The organism is Streptomyces sp. SCA2-17 (assembly GCF_044336695.1).
The window spans coordinates 2,771,270-2,787,693 of the sequence record NZ_CP117521.1 but is presented as its reverse complement, the minus strand read 5'-3'; the positions used below and the strand labels follow the sequence as shown (position 1 = coordinate 2,787,693).

Sequence of the window (16,424 nt, the reverse complement as noted above, 5' to 3'; positions counted from 1 at the left end):
GCCCGTCAGCGCCGGCGCCGCGTGCCCTTCTCCTGCTCGGGCGGGCTCTGCCGGGCGCCGGGGAACGCGGGCTTGGGCAGGTGCGTCACGTCCCACTTGGCCTGCTCCAGCTGCCGCGCGGTGTCCGCGGGCAGCCGCGGCGGCCGCTTGGCCCGGTCCGTGAAGCCGAACGCCGAGGTCAGGTCGCCGAAGGCGCGGCGCCGCCAGGCGCTGATGTTCGGCTCCCGCACCCCCGTCCATACCTCCAGGAAGCGCAGCACCGAGGTGTGGTCGAAGGCGTCGCCCGCGGCCCAGCCGCCCACCGTCCACGGCGACACGATCAGGCACGGCACCCGGAAGCCGCCGCCGATCGGCAGCTTCCCCACGAACTCGTCCGCCGTGCCCGCGGGCGGCACCGGCGGCGGCACGTGGTCGAAGAGGCCGTCGTTCTCGTCGTAGTTCAGGATGAAGACCGTCTTCGCCCACACGTCGGGGTTGTCGGCGATGGCCTCGATCTTGCGGGCCACGTAGTCCGCGCCCGCGGCCGGCAGGTAGCGCGGGTGCTCCGACTGGGCCGCGGTCGGGATGATCCAGGAGACGGCCGGCAGCTTGCCGTTGCGTGCGTCCTCCTCGAAGGCCCCGGCGGGCAGCCGCCGCATCCCCCGCTCGTACAGCGGATCCCCCGGCTTCGCGTCCTTGAACTGCTGGAACTGCTCCAGCAGGTTGCAGCCGTAGTTGTCCTCCTCCTGGTAGACGCGCCAGCTGATCCCCGCCGCCTGGAGCCGCTCCGCGTACGTCGTCCAGCGGTACGGCTCGGGGGCGGTGTTGTCGATGACGGGGCCGCCGCGGGCGCCGGCCGGGTCGATGGTGCCCGTCATCCAGTACAGCCGGTTGGGCCAGGTGGGTCCCATGACCGAGCAGAAGTAGTTGTCGCAGAGGGTGAAGGCCTCGGCCAGGGCGAACTGGAAGGGGATGTCCTCGCGCGTGTGGTAGCCCATCACGTACGGGCCGTTCGCGCCGTCCGCCTTGCGGTGCGCCGGCATCCAGCGGTCCATCTTCCCGCCGTTCCACGCCTCGTGCTGCACGGACCAGGAGTGGCTGGTGGTCGGGATGGCCTGGGCGCTCGACTTGTGCGTGTCGAGGCGGAACGGCAGCAGGTGGCCGGCGGGGTTCTTCTCGTCGGGCTGGTGGAAGACGTCCTTGCCGTTCGGCAGCTTGATGGCGTCCGGGTCCCCGAAGCCCCGCACACCCTTGAGGGTGCCGAAGTAATGGTCGAAGGACCGGTTCTCCTGCATGAGCATGACCACGTGCTCGATGTCGCGCAGCGAGCCGCGGCGGGCCGGGCCGGTGGCGACGGCCCGCTGCACGCTCGGCGGCAGCAGCGACAGTGCGGCGGCGCCGCCGACGGCACCCGCGGCGGAGCCGAGGAGTCTGCGTCGGGTCATCTCGGGCATGGCGTGTGCCCCTCTCCCTGGAGTCGCGTGAGGCCTCAGTGTGGCTTCTCGGACTCTCCCGGCACGGGTGCGTCACGGGCAGGAGAGGGTGTGTGAACGGGGCGCCAAATGGCTGTGAAGAGGAGCGAGTTGATCCGGAAGGCCGGGCGCGGGGCTCGAAATCCGCTTTTCTTATGACCCGATCGAGGGATCGTCTGCTACGCCGTACGGCGGGTGACGTGCACGAGGCCGGGTGACGGCCGGCCGGGCGAATCGCCTGGCGGGGCGTCAGGGCCTCGGGTAGGTGCCGGCGCGGTGGGCGGGCGGTCAGCTCGCGGGCGGCGGATCGCCCTGGTCGCGCCGGAGCGACTTCAGGAACTCGGGGTTGTCGTCGGGCGCGACCCACGTCCGCTCGCCGCCGCGCGCCGCGGCCGCGGCCCGCGGGCGCCCCGCGATCAGCCAGGCGACCGGCCCGATGAGCACCTCGCCGAAGAGCAGGATGACGATCACCCAGGCGAGCTTCGGCAGGCCGCGGACCTCGTTCTCCGGGGTGTTGAGGCAGTCGACGAAGGCGTAGATCCACAGCGCCAGGATCAGCAGGAACGGCAGATACCTGAGCATGTCGGACGGCTCCCCGGAGACGGTGGTACGGGCCGCGCGGCGGCCCCGATACATAGCCAGCGTAGTGCGTGCTTGATACTGGAACGCATGGCTTACGACGACCTTCGCTCGTTCCTCCGGGCGCTGGAGCGCGACGGCGACCTCAAGCGCATCACGGCGGAAGTCGATCCGTACCTGGAAGTCGGCGAGATCACGGACCGGGTGAACAAGGCGGGCGGCCCCGCCCTCCTCTTCGAGAACGTCAAGGGCGCGGCCATGCCGCTGGCCATGAACGTCTTCGGCACCGACCGCCGGCTGCTCAAGGCGCTCGGCCTGAGCTCCTACGACGAGATCAGCGAGAAGATCGGCGGCCTGCTCAAGCCGGAGCTCCCGCAGGGCTTCGTCGGCATGCGCGAGGCCTTCGGCAAGCTCGGCGCGATGGCGCACGTCCCGCCGCGGAAGATCAAGGACGCGCCCGTCCAGGAGGTCGTCCTCACCGGCGACGACGTCGACCTCGACCGGCTGCCCGCGCTCTTCACCTGGCCCGAGGACGGCGGCTCCTTCTTCAACCTGGGCCTCACCCACACCAAGCACCCCGAGACGGGCGTGCGGAACCTGGGCCTCTACCGCCTCCAGCGCCACGACAAGCGCACCATCGGCATGCACTGGCAGATCCACAAGGACAGCCGCAACCACTACCAGGTCGCCGCCAAGCGCGGCGAGCGGCTGCCGGTCGCGATCGCCTTCGGCTGCCCGCCGGCCGTCACGTACGCCTCCACGGCGCCGCTGCCCGGCGACATCGACGAGTACCTCTTCGCGGGCTTCGTCTCCGGCAAGCGCGTGGAGATGGTCGACTGCAAGACCGTCCCGCTCCAGGTCCCGGCGAACGCCGAGGTCGTCCTGGAGGGCTGGCTGGAGCCGGGCGAGATGCTCCCGGAGGGCCCCTTCGGCGACCACACCGGCTTCTACACGCCGCAGGAGCCGTTCCCGGCGCTGACGATCGACTGCGTGACGATGCGGAAGCGGCCGCTGCTCCAGTCCATCGTCGTCGGCCGCCCGCCGACGGAGGACGGCCCGCTGGGCCGGGCCACGGAGCGGTTCTTCCTGCCCCTGCTGAAGATCATCATTCCGGACATCGTGGACTACCACCTGCCGGAGTCCGGCGGCTTCCACAACTGCGCGATCGTCTCGATCGACAAGAAGTACCCCAAGCACGCGCAGAAGGTCATGCACGCCGTCTGGGGCGCGCACATGATGTCGCTGACCAAGCTGATCATCGTGGTGGACGCGGACTGCGACGTGCACGACCTGCACGAGGTGGCGTGGCGGGCGCTGGGCAACACCGACTACGCGCGCGACCTGACGGTCGTCGAGGGCCCGGTGGACCACCTCGACCACGCCTCGTACCAGCAGTTCTGGGGCGGCAAGGCGGGCATCGACGCGACGGCGAAGTGGCCCGAGGAGGGCTACACGCGCGACGGGGGCTGGCCGGAGATGGTCGAGTCGGATCCGGAGACGGCGGCGAAGGTCGACCGCAGGTGGAAGGAGTACGGGCTGTGACGTCCGCGGAAGGGGTCCTCACCCCGGGCCCGGCGCCGTCGAGCGGCAAGGTCAAGGCGTTCCTGCGGCTCGTCATGATCGAGCACTCGGTCTTCGCGCTGCCCTTCGCCTACATCGCCACCCTCACCGCGATGTTCCGGACCTACGGCAACATCCACTGGACGCGGCTGCTGCTGGTCACCGTGGCGATGGTCGGCCTGCGCACGTTCGCGATGGCCTGCAACCGCATCATCGACCGCGAGATCGACGCGCGGAACCCGCGCACGGCGGGCCGCGAGCTGGTCACCGGCGCGGTGTCCGTGCGCTCGGCGTGGACCGGGGCCGGCATCGCCGTCTTCTTCTTCCTGGGCGCGGCCGCGCTGCTGAACCCGCTGTGCCTGGCGCTGGCCCCGATCGCGGTCGTGCCGATGGTGGTCTATCCGTACGGGAAGCGGTTCACCGACTTCCCGCACGCGATCCTGGGCCTGGCGCAGGCGATGGGCCCGGTGGGCGCCTGGCTCGCGGTGACGGGGGAGTGGTCGTGGGAGGCGGTGATCCTGGGCCTCGCGGTGGGCGTGTGGATCGGCGGCTTCGACCTGATCTTCGCCTGCCAGGACGTGATGGCGGACCGGGCGCACGGCGTGAAGTCGACCCCGGCGCGCTTCGGCGTCCCGGCGGCGCTGCACGGCGCCCGCGTGTGCCACGTGATCACGACGGGCCTGCTGGCCTGGTACGGGGCGGCGACGCATGCGGGGGCGTTCTTCTGGGTGGGCCTGGCCGTGGTGGCCGCCGCCTTCCTCTATGAGCACACGATCGTCAAGCCGCACGACCTGTCCCGCCTGAACAGGGCATTCTTCACCGTCAACGGATTCATCGGCATTGCGCTTTTCGTGTGTGCACTGCTCGATCTTGTGGCGCGAGGGCTCGGCGTCTAGCCGTACCGCCTCGCGCGGGGGCTCCCGGGCCTGCGGCTAGGCTCAAGGGCGTGGAGCCGTACGAACGTGTAACGCAGCGCCGGGAGCGCCGGCCGTGGGTGGTCGGCGTGTCCGGGGCGTCCGGCACGCCGTATGCCGCCGCCGTGGTGCGGGGGCTGCTGGCGGCCGGTGAAGCCGTCGACCTGGTCGTCAGCCGCGCGTCGCGGCTGACGCTGCTGGACGAGACCGGGATCAAGTTCCGCGACGCCCACTGGCAGGAGGACCTGCGCGAGTGGCTGGCGCTGGGCGCCGACGGCAAGCCGCACTTCCCGGGCGCCCCTCTGGACGACGTCCGGTACTGGCCGGCGGGCGACCTCGCCGCGGGGCCGTCGTCCGGTTCGTACCCGGCGAAGGGGATGCTGATCGTCCCGGCGAGCACGGCCTGTGTGGCCGGGGTGGCGCTGGGGCTGTCGAAGGACCTGTTGCAGCGCGTGGCGAGCGTGACGCTCAAGGAGCGGCGGCCGCTGGTGGTCGCGGTGCGGGAGACGCCGCTGAGCGGGCAGTCGCTGAAGCAGCTGGTGGCGCTGGACGAGGCGGGCGCAGTGGTGCTGCCCGCCTCTCCGGCGTTCTACGCGGGCGCGACGCACATCCAGGATCTGGTGGACTTCGTCGCGGGGCGGGTGCTGGATGCGGCGGGTGTGCCGCACCGGCTCTACCGCCGGTGGAAGGGAGAGCTGGGTGAGGCGCGCTCCCGGGAGGGGGACTAGCGCTTCTTCGCGCGAACGCCCCGGCTCGTGGCGCGCGCGGCCTTGGCCTCGGCGCGGCGCTCGGCGGTCTGGTGGGCACGCGAGCGGTTGGCCAGGTCCTGCATCTCACGCATGCGGGCGTAGGCCATCTCGATCGTGTACACGGTGTGTCACTCCTGAAGGATCGTCGTTGATCTAGCGAGTTGAGCGAAGATTTGCAGGACTTCGAGCCCTGCATGCCTTAGATTCTACATGAAAAGCGGCGAGTTCGCCGATTATTGAAAGGTGCCAGGTTATGGACGCGGTGGACAGGCAGCTCATCCAGGCCCTCCGGGAGAACGGCCGGGCCTCGTACGCGGAGCTGGGCCGGCTGGTGGGCCTCTCCGGGCCGAGCGTCACCGACCGGATCAACCGCCTGGAGGCGGCCGGCGTCATCACGGGCTACCGCGCGACCGTGAACGCCGCGTCGCTCGGCCTGGGCGTCACCGCCCTGATCGGCCTTCAGCTCTCGGACTCCGCCGACCACGAGGACGTCGCCCGCCGGCTGCGCGACCTGGAGGAGATCGAGGACTGCTGGTTCATCGCCGGCGACGACTCGTACATGCTCAAGGTCCGCGTCGGCGACGTGGACGGCCTGGAGCGCACCATCCGCCGGCTGTCCGGCACCAAGGGCGTCAGCCGCACGCGCACCACGATCGTGCTGTCCACGAAGTGGGAGAACCGGGTCGGCGAACTGCCCGACGAGGCGTAGGGATACGCTCGGGAGGGTTCGTAAAGCGGAAGTATCGGAGAGGCGGACGTCATGGACGCGGGGCTCAAGCGCGAGCTGGAGGAGAAGGTCCTCGCCGGGGAGCGGCTGACCCGTGAGGACGGCATCGCCCTCTACGAGTCCGACGACCTGGCCTGGCTGGGCGGGCTCGCCCACCACGTGCGCACGCAGAAGAACGGCGACGTCGTCCACTTCAACGTCAACCGTCACCTGAACATGACGAACGTGTGCACGGCGTCGTGCGCGTACTGCTCGTTCCAGCGCAAGCCGGGCGAGAAGGACGCGTACACGATGCGCATCGAGGAGGCCGTCCGCCTCGCCAAGGCGATGGAGAGCGACAAGCTCACCGAGCTGCACATCGTCAACGGCCTGCACCCGACGCTGCCCTGGCGCTACTACCCGCGCTCGCTGAAGGCCCTCAAGGAGGCGCTGCCGAACGTCTCGCTGAAGGCCTTCACCGCCACCGAGATCCAGCACTTCGAGAAGATCTCCGGCCTGCCGGCCGACGAGATCCTCGACGAGCTGATCGACGCCGGCCTGGAGTCGCTGACCGGCGGCGGCGCGGAGATCTTCGACTGGGAGGTCCGGCAGCACATCGTCGACCACGACACCCACTGGGAGGACTGGTCGCGCATCCACCGCCTGGCGCACTCCAAGGGCCTCAAGGGCCCGTGCACGATGCTCTACGGCCACATCGAGGAGCCGCGGCACCGCGTCGACCACGTCCTGCGGCTGCGCGAGCTCCAGGACGAGACCGGCGGCTTCCACGTCTTCATCCCGCTGCGCTACCAGCACGACTTCGTGGACATGAAGGACGGCAAGATCCGCAACCGCCTCCAGGCCCGGACGACGATGGCGTCGGGCGCCGAGGCGCTGAAGACCTTCGCGGTCTCGCGGCTGCTGTTCGACAACGTCCCGCACGTCAAGGTGTTCTGGGTGATGCACGGCGTGCAGACCGCGCAGCTCGCGCTCCAGCACGGTGCGGACGACATGGACGGCTCGGTCGTCGAGTACAAGATCACGCACGACGCGGACAACTACGGCACGCCGAACAAGCTCACCCGCGATGACCTGCTGGAGCTGATCCGCGAGGCCGGCTTCCGCCCGGTGGAGCGCAACACCCGTTACGAGATCATCCGCGAGTACCCGGGCCCCGACGCCTCGCTGCGGGAATCGCCGCAGGCGATGCGCCTCTGAGATCCACTTCGGGGCGTGCTGTACTGGTTTGACTGAAGAACGTGCCCCCTCCGGTCGTCGTCGAGAAGAAGGTCCCGCCCGTGAGTAGCCAGAAGTACGCGTCGCTCCGCTACACCGCCCTGCGATTCGGCCTGCTCATCGGCTGCTTCGCCGTCGTCTACGTGCTCTGCTACGCGCACGTCATCCCGCTGGGCGTGGGCAGCTCGAACCTCATGTGGATGGTCCTGCTCTCGCTCGTGCTCTCCGCGCCGCTCAGCTGGGTGCTGCTGCGCAAGCAGCGCGACGCGATGTCCGTGCAGATCGTCGAGCGCGTGGACCGGGCGAAGGCGGCGATCAACGCCAACGCAGGCCAGGAGGACGGGGTGTAAGCCTCGTCACGTTTGCCCGATTTCGCGCCGGTGCCCCGGTGCGGAGCGACCCGCTCCGCGCCGGGGCACCGGCGTTTTCCGCGTGATTCCGGGGCGCTTCCGGCCGGCCCCGGCGCCCCACGAACCCAAAGAAGAGCTTTGGGTTCCCCAAAGTCCAAGTGTTAACGTATTGGACATGAAGACAGCAGCAGCGCACCAGTTCCCCACGGGCCCCGTGCTCGTGGCGCGCCTGCACGTCGATCTTTGCCGCCGTGTCAACGCGGCCTGTTGCCGCCGCTGACGCATGTCCCCCGCGGCCGGAGATCCTGCGCAAACGGATTTCCTCGGCGCTCCACGCCCTTTTTCTTCCGTCTGTAACCGGAGTTTCCGTTGTCATCGACACCCCCGCCCTCCACGGCGTCCCTGCGCGGGCGCATACCCAAGGTCCCCTTCTGGGCCCAGATCCTGCTCGGCCTCGTCGTCGGCGCGCTGCTCGGCTGGGTCGCCAAGAGCGGTGACGTCGCCTGGCTGTCCACCACGCTCGGCAAGATCGGCGACCTCTTCGTCCAGCTGCTGATGCTGGTCATCGCGCCGCTGGTGTTCTTCGCGATCCTGGTCTCGATCACCAACCTGCGGAACGTCTCCAACGCCGCCCGGCTGGCCGGCCGCACCCTGATGTGGTTCATGATCACGTCGCTGATCGCGGTCCTCATCGGCCTGGGCATCGGCCTGCTCACGGACCCGGGCGCGGGCACCGGCCTCACCGCCGCCGACGGCGCCGAGCCCAAGAAGCACGGCTCCTGGCTGGACTTCCTCACCGGCATCATCCCGACCGACATCGTCACGCCGTTCACCCAGCTCAAGGTCATGCAGATCGTCTTCATGGCCGTGGTCGTGGGCGTCGCGATCCTGAAGACCGGCGAGAAGGCGAAGCCGGTCCTCACCCTCAGCCACTCCGTGCTGGAGCTGCTCCAGAAGGCCCTGTGGTGGGTCATCAAGCTCGCCCCGCTGGGCACGCTCGGCCTCGTCGGCACGGCCATCTCCACGTACGGCTGGAACCTGCTCAGCAAGTACGCGACCTTCACCGCGGACATCTACGTCGGCTGCGCCCTCGTCCTCTTCGTGGTCTACCCGCTGCTGCTGGCCGGCGTCGGCAAGGTCAACCCGCTGCAGTTCTTCCGGGGCGCCTGGCCCGCCATCCAGCTGGCCTTCGTCTCCCGCTCCTCCGTGGGCACGATGCCGCTGACGCAGAAGGTCACCGAGCGCCTCGGCGTGCCCAAGGAGTACGCGTCCTTCGCCGTGCCCTTCGGCTCGACGACCAAGATGGACGGCTGCGCCTCGATCTACCCGGCCATCGCCGCGATCTTCGTCGCGCAGGTCTTCGACGTGCCGCTGGAGGTCAAGGACTACATCCTGATCGCCTTCGTCTCGGTGATCGGCTCGGCCGCGACCGCCGGCCTGACCGGCGCGACGGTCATGCTGACCCTGACGCTGTCGACGCTGGGCCTGCCGATGGCGGGTGTGGGCCTGCTCCTGGCGATAGACCCGATCGTGGACATGATGCGTACGGCGACCAATGTCGCTGGGCAGTCGGTCGTCCCGATCCTGGTCGCCTCCCGCGAGGGCATCCTGGACCGCGCGGCCTACGACACGGCCGACGGCTCCCGGCTCGAAGACACCACCCCGGAGCCGGAAGGCCGGCCGGCGCCGGTCGCGGCGTAACGCTCCTTGCGGTGACAGTGCCCTCGGCCTCCGGTGAGGCCGGGGGCGCCGTCATGAGGGGCCCGCTGACGGGCCCGCTGACGGGATCTTGACTGACTAGTCCGTAGGGAAGGCCCGAACGGCCCTACCCCGGGCGCTTCCACCCCGTAACATTACCTGCCGGTAACGTGACGGGGGCGGAGGGATGTTTGTCGTGGACGCTACACAGACCAGGCCCAAGCGCATGCCGCGGGAGGTGCGCGAGCGTCAGATGCTCGACGCCGCCGTCGCCGTCTTCGCGCGGCGCGGGTACCGGGCCGCATCGATGGACGAGATAGCCGAGCTCGCCGGGGCCTCGAAGCCCCTGGTCTATCTCTACCTGCACTCGAAGGAAGACCTCTTCAGCGCCTGCATCCGGCGCGAGGCCGAGGCGCTCATCTCGGCCGTCCGGGGCGCGGTGGACCGGGGGGCGCCGGCCGACCGGCGGCTGTGGGACGGGCTGCGCGGGTTCTTCGCCCACACCGCCGCGCACCCCGACGGCTGGGCGGTCCTGCACTGCCAGGCCCGCACGCACGGCGAGCCGTTCGCCCTGGAGGTGGCCGCCCTGCGGCAGCAGCTCGTCGACGTCGTCACCCGGCTGATCACCGAGACGGCCGAGGACGGCGGCTGCACCGCGCCGCTGCCCGAGACCGAGGTCTCGGGCCTCGCCCACGCCCTGGTGGGCGCGGCCGAGTCGCTCGCCGGCTGGTCCAACGAGCGCGACGGCGCCGCCCCCTCCGAGCAGGAGACGGCGGCGACGCTGATGAACTTCGCGTGGTCCGGGCTGGAGAACCTGGCGAACGGGCGGCGCTGGGCCCCGGTCGGCGCGTAGCGCCGCGGGCGGCGGTGGCGTGGTGCGGTGCCTTCGGTAAGCCGTCGCGGCGGGGAGCTCCTCGCCGCAACGGCGGGGCGCCGCGAGGGGCCGGCACGGCTGATACCGGCCGTGCCGGCCCCTCGCGGTCTGGAGCGTGTGGCTCCTGAGGCGTAGATTGCCGCCACTTACCGACTGGTAGCCCCCGTAGGGAGCCGCACGTGTCCATTCCGCACACCGCAGCCCCACCCCGCATCACCTTCGTCGACGGCGTCGTCCGCGAAGCGTCCCTCCCCCCGCTCGTCCCGCCCGTGGCGCGCGGCTCGCTCGGCGACCTGCCGTTCGACAACGCCGCCGAGGCCCCCGCCGACCCCGTCCTCAGCCGCAAGCAGCCCGACGGCACCTGGCGCGACGTCAGCGCCGCCACCTTCGCGGCCGAGGTGCTGGCCACGGCCAAGGGCCTGATCGCCCACGGGCTGCGGCCCGGCGACCGGCTCGCCATCATGGCCCGCACCCGCTACGAGTGGACGCTGCTGGACTTCGCCGCCTGGGCCGCCGGGCTCGTCACCGTCCCCGTCTACCCCACCTCCTCCGCCGCCCAGGTCCGCTGGATCCTGGCGGACTCCGGGGCCGCCGCCTGCGTCGTCGAGGACGCGGACCAGACACGCCTGGTGGAGGGCGAGCGCGCCGTGCTCCCGGGCCTCGCCCACCTGTGGGAGTTCGACGCCGGCGCCGTACCCGCCCTGGTCGCGGCCGGGCGCGGCCTGCCCGACGCCGCCGTCGCCGAGGCCCGCGCCACCCGCGGCCCCGCAGACGTCGCCACCCTCATCTACACCTCGGGCACCACCGGTCGCCCCAAGGGCTGCGTTCTCACCCACGCCAACTTCTTCGCCGAGACCGACAACTCCACCGAGCTGCTGCACCCCGTCTTCAAGGCGGTCAGCAAGGAGCCCGCCGCCACCCTCCTCTTCCTGCCCCTCTCGCACGTCTTCGGCCGGACCGTCGCCGTCGGCTGCATGCGCGCCCGCGTCCGCGTGGGCCACGCCGCGTCCCTGCGCACCGAGGACCTGCTGGCGGACCTCGCCGGCTTCCGGCCCACGTTCCTGCTCGTCATCCCCTACGTGCTGGAGAAGGTCTACAACACCGGCCGCGCGAACGCCGAGAAGCTGGGCCGCGCCGCCTCCTTCGACCGCGCCGCCCGCATCGCCCGGCGCTACGGCGAGGCGGAGCTCGCCCGCCGGCACGGCAGCGGCCCCGGGCCCGGCCCCGGCCTGCGGCTCGCCCGGGCGCTGTACGACCCGCTGGTCTACCGCCGGATCCGGGCCGCGCTCGGCGGCGAGGTCCGCTACGTGATCAGCGGCGGCTCCCCGCTCGGCGAGCGCCTCGCGGCCTTCTGCGTGGGCGCCGGCATCGACGTCTTCGAGGGCTACGGCCTCACCGAGACCACGGCGGCGGCCACCCTCACCCCGCCGCACCGCCCCCGCCTGGGCACCGTCGGCTGGCCGCTGCCGGGCGGCGCCGTGCGGATCGCGGAGGACGGCGAGGTGCTGCTGCGCGGCGGGCACGTCTTCGCCGGCTACTGGGACGGCGAGCGCGGCGAGGCCGTGCCCGCGGCGCCGGGGGAGTGGTTCCCCACCGGGGACCTGGGCGCGCTCGACGCGGACGGCTACCTCACCATCACCGGCCGCAAGAAGGAGCTGCTCGTCACCTCCGGCGGCAAGAACGTCGCCCCCGCACCGCTGGAGGACCGGCTGCGCGCGCACCCGCTCGTCGGCCAGTGCATGGTCGTCGGCGACGACCGCCCGTACATCACGGCCCTGCTCACCCTGGAGCCCGACGGGATCGCGCACTGGGCCCGCATGCACCGCAAGGAGGGGCTGCCGCCGGAGGAGCTGGTGCGGGACGGGAAGCTGCTCGCGGAGCTCCAGACGGCGGTGGACGACGCGAACGCGACGGTCTCGCGGGCGGAGTCGATACGCCGCTTCGCCGTCCTGACCGCCGACTTCACGGAGGAAGCCGGGCACCTCACGCCGTCGCTGAAGCTCAAACGCGCGGTGATCGCCCGGGACTTCGCGGCCGAGGTGGAGCGGCTGTACGAGCGCTGAACCGGATGCCGGGCCCGGCGCTCGTACGCCCTGATCCGCGGGAAGGGCCCCGGCCTCAGCAGTTGTTCGGTGCCGGTTTGCCGGCGAACCGGCCCGCGAGCCAGTTCACCGCCGGCACCGATCCGGCGAGCAGGCTGGAGCCGTGTCCGCCCTGCGGCACCGGATCCCAGTCCACCGTGGCGCCCTTGGCGCACCAGGCGGCGCGCATCAGCGCGGCGCTCTCGTACGGGACGATCTCGTCCTGCGTCCCGTGGTAGACGCGAAGGGGCCGGTCGGGGGCGTGCGTGCCGAGGTCGGAGGAGTGCAGGGCGCGCTGCCAGTCCGGCTCCTTCAGCGGGTTGCGGACGGTCACGTCGGAGATCCGCTTGAACAGGCCCACGGCGGTGTCGGTGGTCACGCAGTGCTGCTTGAAGAAGGCGACCGCGGTCCGGCCCTTGCCGTTGAGGTACGAGGCGAGGTTCAGCTCGGGGAAGGCGGCGTCCTGCCCGATGGCGCCCATGAGGACCAGGCCCGCGCCGATGCGGCCGTCGTTGAATTCGGTCGCCTTGACGAGGTCGGCGGGGACGCCGCCGGCCGCCGTCCCCTTGAGGTTCAGCTCGGGCGCGTAGCTGTCGTGCAGTTCGGCGGCCCAGCCGGCGGCCTGGCCGCCCTGCGAGTAGCCCATGACGCCGACGGGGCTGTCCGGGGCCAGCCCCGCCCCGGGCAGCCGCAGCGCCGCACGGGCCGCGTCGAGGACGGCGTGGCCCTCGGACCGGCCGACGATGTACGTGTGGGTGCCGGGCGTCCCGAGGCCCTCGTAGTCGGTGACGGCCACGGCCCAGCCGCGCTGCGTGAGCAGCTGGATCAGATTGCCTTCCACGGTCGTCCCGCGCGGGAAGCCGGCGGAGGGGGCGCACTGGTCGGCGAGGCCCACGGTGCCGACGGCGTACGTGACGAGGGGGCGCGGCCCGGTTCTGCCGTCCTGGGGGACGATCACGGTGCCGGAGACGACGTCCGGGGCGCCGGTGGCGGTGGTGGAGCGGTAGGTGATGTGCCACGCCTTGGTGCCGGTGGGCTGGCCCGGCAGCGGGTGGAAGGAGGTGGGGGCGGCGGTGACGACGTCGCCCGGGGCGGCGGCGGAGGAGGCGGAGGAGGCGGGGACGGCGGCGCCCGCGGTGCCCGCGAGACCCGCGAGGCCGAGCAAGAGGGCGAGGGCGCCGGCGGCGGCCCGGGTTTTCGTACGGAGCTGCCAACGCTGTCGACGCTGCCGGCGTGGGTGCGTGCGCACGTGCATGCGGCTCTCCTGACTGTTCAGTTGTGTCCGGTCACTCATGTCTCGTCGCGAAACCCCCGGACGAAACTCCGGAACACCCGTACCCCGGTGACCACACGCACGATGATCGAAATCCCCGCACAAGCGAAAGGAAACGGAAAAAACTGATCGCTAAGAACTCGCTAAGAGGTCATGAACGATCAGAAAAAGGCAGGAGCCCAGCTCCTCCGCCGAAACGGAAGGCCGGGCTCCTTAGGTACTGCAAGGTGTCGGGCCGGAGGGCCCTGAGATCACGCCGGGGTGACGTTCTCCGCCTGCGGGCCCTTCGGGCCCTGCGTGACGTCGAAGGTCACCTGCTGGTTCTCCTCGAGGGAGCGGAAGCCGGAGGCGTTGATCGCGGAGTAGTGGACGAAGACGTCGGGGCCCCCGCCGTCCTGGGCGATGAAGCCAAAGCCCTTTTCAGCGTTGAACCACTTCACGGTTCCGGTAGCCATAAAGCCCTCCTTGGGCCCAAAGGGTTGCCCTGCTCCAGAACCTGCGAGAAGTCTGAAAACTACAAAAGCCTGCGGGTCACATGCTCCGCAGGCTCTGTACTGCAAGGGAAACCAAACTGCAACTTGCGGCGAGCCTAGCACGCGAGGTTCTCCCGCGGAAGGAGTTGAAGATCACGCTGTCGGATGGTTTTCCCGGTGTTCCTGACGGAAAAGATCCCCGGTCAGGCACCCGGCCGGAGCACCCCGCCCCCACCGGCCCGCCGCCCCGGGACTAGCCTCCGGATGTGGACATTTCAGCCTCGGCCGTAACGACCGACCCCGATGCCGGTACCCGTCAGCGCAGCCGTCCGCGCGTGGGTCACATCCAGTTCCTGAACTGCCTGCCCCTGTACTGGGGCCTCGCCCGCACGGGCAGCCTGCTGGACCTGGACCTGACCAAGGACACCCCGGAGAAGCTCAGCCGGCAACTGATCGAGGGCGAGCTGGACATCGCCCCGGTCACCCTCGTCGAGTACCTGCGCAACGCCGATGACCTCGTGGCCCTCAAGGACATCGCCGTGGGCTGCGACGGCCCGGTGATGTCCTGCGTGATCGTCTCGCAGGTGCCGCTGAGCGAGCTGGACGGCGCCCGCGTCGCGCTCGGGTCGACCTCCCGCACCTCCGTGCGCCTGGCGCAGCTCCTGCTGGCCGAGCAGTACGGCGTGCGCCCGGACTACTACACCTGCCCGCCGGACCTGGGGCTGATGATGCGCGAGGCGGACGCCGCCGTGCTGATCGGGGACGCCGCGCTGCGGGCCTCCCTGCACGACGCCCCGCGGCTGGGCCTCCAGGTCCACGACCTGGGGCAGATGTGGAAGGACTGGACGGGCCTGCCGTTCGTCTTCGCGGTGTGGGCCGTCCGCAAGGACTACCTGGCCCGTGAGCCGCAGATCGTCGCGAAGGTCCACGAGGCCTTCCTCGCCTCCCGGGACGTGTCCCTGGAGGAGGTCGCCAAGGTGGCCGAGCAGGCGGCGCGCTGGGAGTCCTTCGACGCCGGGCTGCTGGAGCGCTACTTCACGACGCTGGACTTCCGCTTCGGGCCGGAGCAGCTCGCGGGCGTGACCGAGTTCGCCCGCCGCACGGGCCCCACGACGGGCTTCCCGGCCGACGTGCGGGTGGAACTGCTGGAGCCCTGACCCCCGGGGGAGGGGGTCAGGGCTCCGGGCAGGAACGAAACCGGCGGCAGCGGGCAGCGGGCAGCGGGCAGCGGGGCCGCGGGGTTACGGGCTAGGGGGCGACGGGGCCCACCATCTGCTCGCTGATCCACTGCATGCTGCCCATGTCCATGCCCTGGATGTAGGTCACGGCGTTGTGCTTGCCGCCCTCGATCTTCTGCAGGCGGGTGTGGACGGGGCCCTTGTTGCCGTAGGTCGCGATGAACTTGTCCACGTGCGGGATGACGCTCGACTCCTTCGTTCCGTACTGGAACGCGAGGTAGACGTCGCTCCCGGGCTTGTTCGCGGCGATCAGCTGCTTGGCCAGCACCTCGGGGTTGTTCTCGGCCTTCTCCTTCTCGTGGCCGTTCCACAGCCGCGAGTCCGGGACGATGTCCGGGCCGGACGCGATCACGGCCTTGAACTTGTCCGGGTGCTTCAGGACGGCCTTCAGGCCCGCGAAGGCGCCGGAGGAGGAGCCCATGAACGCCCAGCCGTCGCGCGACTTCACCGTGCGGAAGTTGGCCTTGATCAGGTCCGGGACGTCCTCGGTCAGCCAGGTGCCCATCTTCGGCTGGCCCGGGATGTCACTGCCGTCCCAGTAGAGGCCGCCGGTGTCCGGCTGGGGGTTGAGGACCGGCATCGCCAGGATGAACGGCTTGCCCTTGCCCTCGTTGTACCACTTGGTGATGGACGACTCGAGGTGCAGGCCTCCGTCGTCCATCCAGTAGTTGTTCGGGAAGCCGGGGCCGCCCGGGAGCGCGATCATGACCGGGAAGCCGTGGTCCTTGAACTTCGGGTCCTTGTACGCCTTGGGCGCCCAGACCCACACCTTGCCCTTGAAGCCCGACTTCTTGCCGTCCAGGGTGGTCACGGCCACCTGGGTGCCGTCGGAGAGGGTGCTGGTGTTCTTGAACTCGGCCGCCGGGCCCGTCGGCATCAGGACCTTGGAGTCCGCCTTCTGCGCGCCGGACGAGCCGCCGGCCTGGCCGCCGCCGTTGCCCGCCTGCTCCTGGCCGAAGCTGACCGGCTTGCCCTTGTCGGAGAACGGGCCGATCTTGAAGTAGTTCAGGACGCCGGCGGTTATGAGGCCCACCACGGCTATGGACGCCACGATGATCGTCCATTTTTTGCCACGGGATCCGCGGCGGTGGCCGCAGGTGGGGCAGGCCCCTGGTTGCTGGTACGTCATCGCGTCGCTCCGGACGTTGCTGCTGCCCCGAAGGACATGACGGTTTGTTCCGTCCAGGTGGATGGGGAAACCGCCCTGGGGGGTTCCTGAGGCACCCCGTGAATTGAGTCATA

Annotated in this window: 16 protein-coding genes; 10 read left to right on the top strand and 6 right to left on the bottom strand. The window is 70.7% G+C overall.

Going from position 1 to position 16,424, the window contains the following annotated elements:
- Positions 1–5: 5 nt before the first annotated feature.
- Complete coding sequence (locus PS271_RS12410) at positions 6–1,433, bottom strand: phosphocholine-specific phospholipase C (RefSeq protein ID WP_398381984.1); 1,428 nt, start codon at positions 1,431–1,433, stop codon at positions 6–8.
- Positions 1,434–1,739: 306 nt separating this feature from the next.
- Positions 1,740–2,033, bottom strand: a complete 294-nt coding sequence (locus PS271_RS12405; protein WP_398381983.1) for a PLD nuclease N-terminal domain-containing protein — start codon at positions 2,031–2,033, stop codon at positions 1,740–1,742.
- Positions 2,034–2,120: 87 nt separating this feature from the next.
- On the opposite strand from PS271_RS12405, the gene PS271_RS12400 reads away from it, so the two are divergent.
- The 3 genes from PS271_RS12400 to PS271_RS12390 are packed head-to-tail and all read left to right on the top strand — an operon-like array spanning position 2,121 to position 5,232.
- Entirely contained in the window at positions 2,121–3,572 is a 1,452-nt protein-coding gene (locus PS271_RS12400) for a menaquinone biosynthesis decarboxylase (RefSeq protein ID WP_398381982.1), read from the top strand.
- Positions 3,569–4,486 (top strand): menaquinone biosynthesis prenyltransferase MqnP, encoded by a 918-nt coding sequence (mqnP, locus tag PS271_RS12395; RefSeq protein WP_398381981.1) that lies wholly within the window; start codon positions 3,569–3,571, stop codon positions 4,484–4,486. Before PS271_RS12400 ends, mqnP begins: the two co-directional genes overlap by 4 nt.
- A 50-nt stretch (positions 4,487–4,536) precedes the next feature.
- Positions 4,537–5,232: a UbiX family flavin prenyltransferase gene (locus PS271_RS12390; protein WP_398381980.1), complete on the top strand. Its 696-nt coding sequence runs from the start codon at positions 4,537–4,539 to the stop codon at positions 5,230–5,232.
- Here the strand turns inward: PS271_RS12390 and PS271_RS12385 are convergent.
- The gene (locus PS271_RS12385; protein ID WP_398387137.1) at positions 5,229–5,375 is read right to left on the bottom strand and encodes a hypothetical protein; all 147 of its coding nucleotides are present in this window, start codon (positions 5,373–5,375) and stop codon (positions 5,229–5,231) included. The two genes, PS271_RS12390 and PS271_RS12385, sit on opposite strands and share 4 nt — an antisense overlap.
- A 131-nt stretch (positions 5,376–5,506) precedes the next feature.
- Here PS271_RS12385 and PS271_RS12380 point away from each other — a divergent pair, with 131 nt between their 5' ends.
- The 6 genes from PS271_RS12380 (at position 5,507) to PS271_RS12355 (ending at position 12,180) form a co-directional block, all read left to right on the top strand.
- The gene (locus PS271_RS12380; RefSeq protein ID WP_120756482.1) at positions 5,507–5,962 is read left to right on the top strand and encodes an Lrp/AsnC family transcriptional regulator; all 456 of its coding nucleotides are present in this window, start codon (positions 5,507–5,509) and stop codon (positions 5,960–5,962) included.
- A 51-nt stretch (positions 5,963–6,013) separates the two neighbouring features.
- Complete coding sequence (mqnE, locus tag PS271_RS12375) at positions 6,014–7,177, top strand: aminofutalosine synthase MqnE (RefSeq protein WP_398381979.1); 1,164 nt, start codon at positions 6,014–6,016, stop codon at positions 7,175–7,177.
- 80 nt (positions 7,178–7,257) lie between these two features.
- The gene (locus tag PS271_RS12370; RefSeq protein ID WP_120756805.1) at positions 7,258–7,545 is read left to right on the top strand and encodes a DUF4229 domain-containing protein; all 288 of its coding nucleotides are present in this window, start codon (positions 7,258–7,260) and stop codon (positions 7,543–7,545) included.
- Between the two features lie 369 nt (positions 7,546–7,914).
- Positions 7,915–9,246, top strand: a complete 1,332-nt coding sequence (locus tag PS271_RS12365; RefSeq protein ID WP_398381978.1) for a dicarboxylate/amino acid:cation symporter — start codon at positions 7,915–7,917, stop codon at positions 9,244–9,246.
- 184 nt (positions 9,247–9,430) lie between these two features.
- Positions 9,431–10,096 carry a TetR/AcrR family transcriptional regulator gene (locus PS271_RS12360; protein WP_398381977.1) on the top strand — a complete coding sequence of 222 codons (666 nt, stop codon included), beginning with the start codon at positions 9,431–9,433 and terminating at the stop codon, positions 10,094–10,096.
- 200 nt (positions 10,097–10,296) lie between these two features.
- A complete protein-coding gene (locus tag PS271_RS12355) occupies positions 10,297–12,180 on the top strand; it encodes an AMP-dependent synthetase/ligase (RefSeq protein ID WP_398381976.1) in 1,884 nt (627 codons plus the stop codon).
- A 55-nt stretch (positions 12,181–12,235) separates the two neighbouring features.
- Here the strand turns inward: PS271_RS12355 and PS271_RS12350 are convergent, their stop codons facing one another.
- Positions 12,236–13,453 (bottom strand): lipase family protein, encoded by a 1,218-nt coding sequence (locus tag PS271_RS12350; RefSeq protein ID WP_398381975.1) that lies wholly within the window; start codon positions 13,451–13,453, stop codon positions 12,236–12,238.
- Between the two features lie 269 nt (positions 13,454–13,722).
- Positions 13,723–13,926, bottom strand: coding sequence for a cold-shock protein (locus PS271_RS12345; RefSeq protein WP_030667277.1), 204 nt, complete (start codon positions 13,924–13,926; stop codon positions 13,723–13,725).
- Between the two features lie 284 nt (positions 13,927–14,210).
- On the opposite strand from PS271_RS12345, the gene PS271_RS12340 reads away from it, so the two are divergent.
- Complete coding sequence (locus tag PS271_RS12340) at positions 14,211–15,101, top strand: menaquinone biosynthetic enzyme MqnA/MqnD family protein (RefSeq protein WP_398381974.1); 891 nt, start codon at positions 14,211–14,213, stop codon at positions 15,099–15,101.
- A 91-nt stretch (positions 15,102–15,192) separates the two neighbouring features.
- Here PS271_RS12340 and PS271_RS12335 read toward each other — a convergent pair whose 3' ends face one another.
- Positions 15,193–16,224, bottom strand: coding sequence for an alpha/beta hydrolase (locus PS271_RS12335; RefSeq protein WP_398386817.1), 1,032 nt, complete (start codon positions 16,222–16,224; stop codon positions 15,193–15,195).
- Positions 16,225–16,424 lie beyond the last annotated feature (200 nt).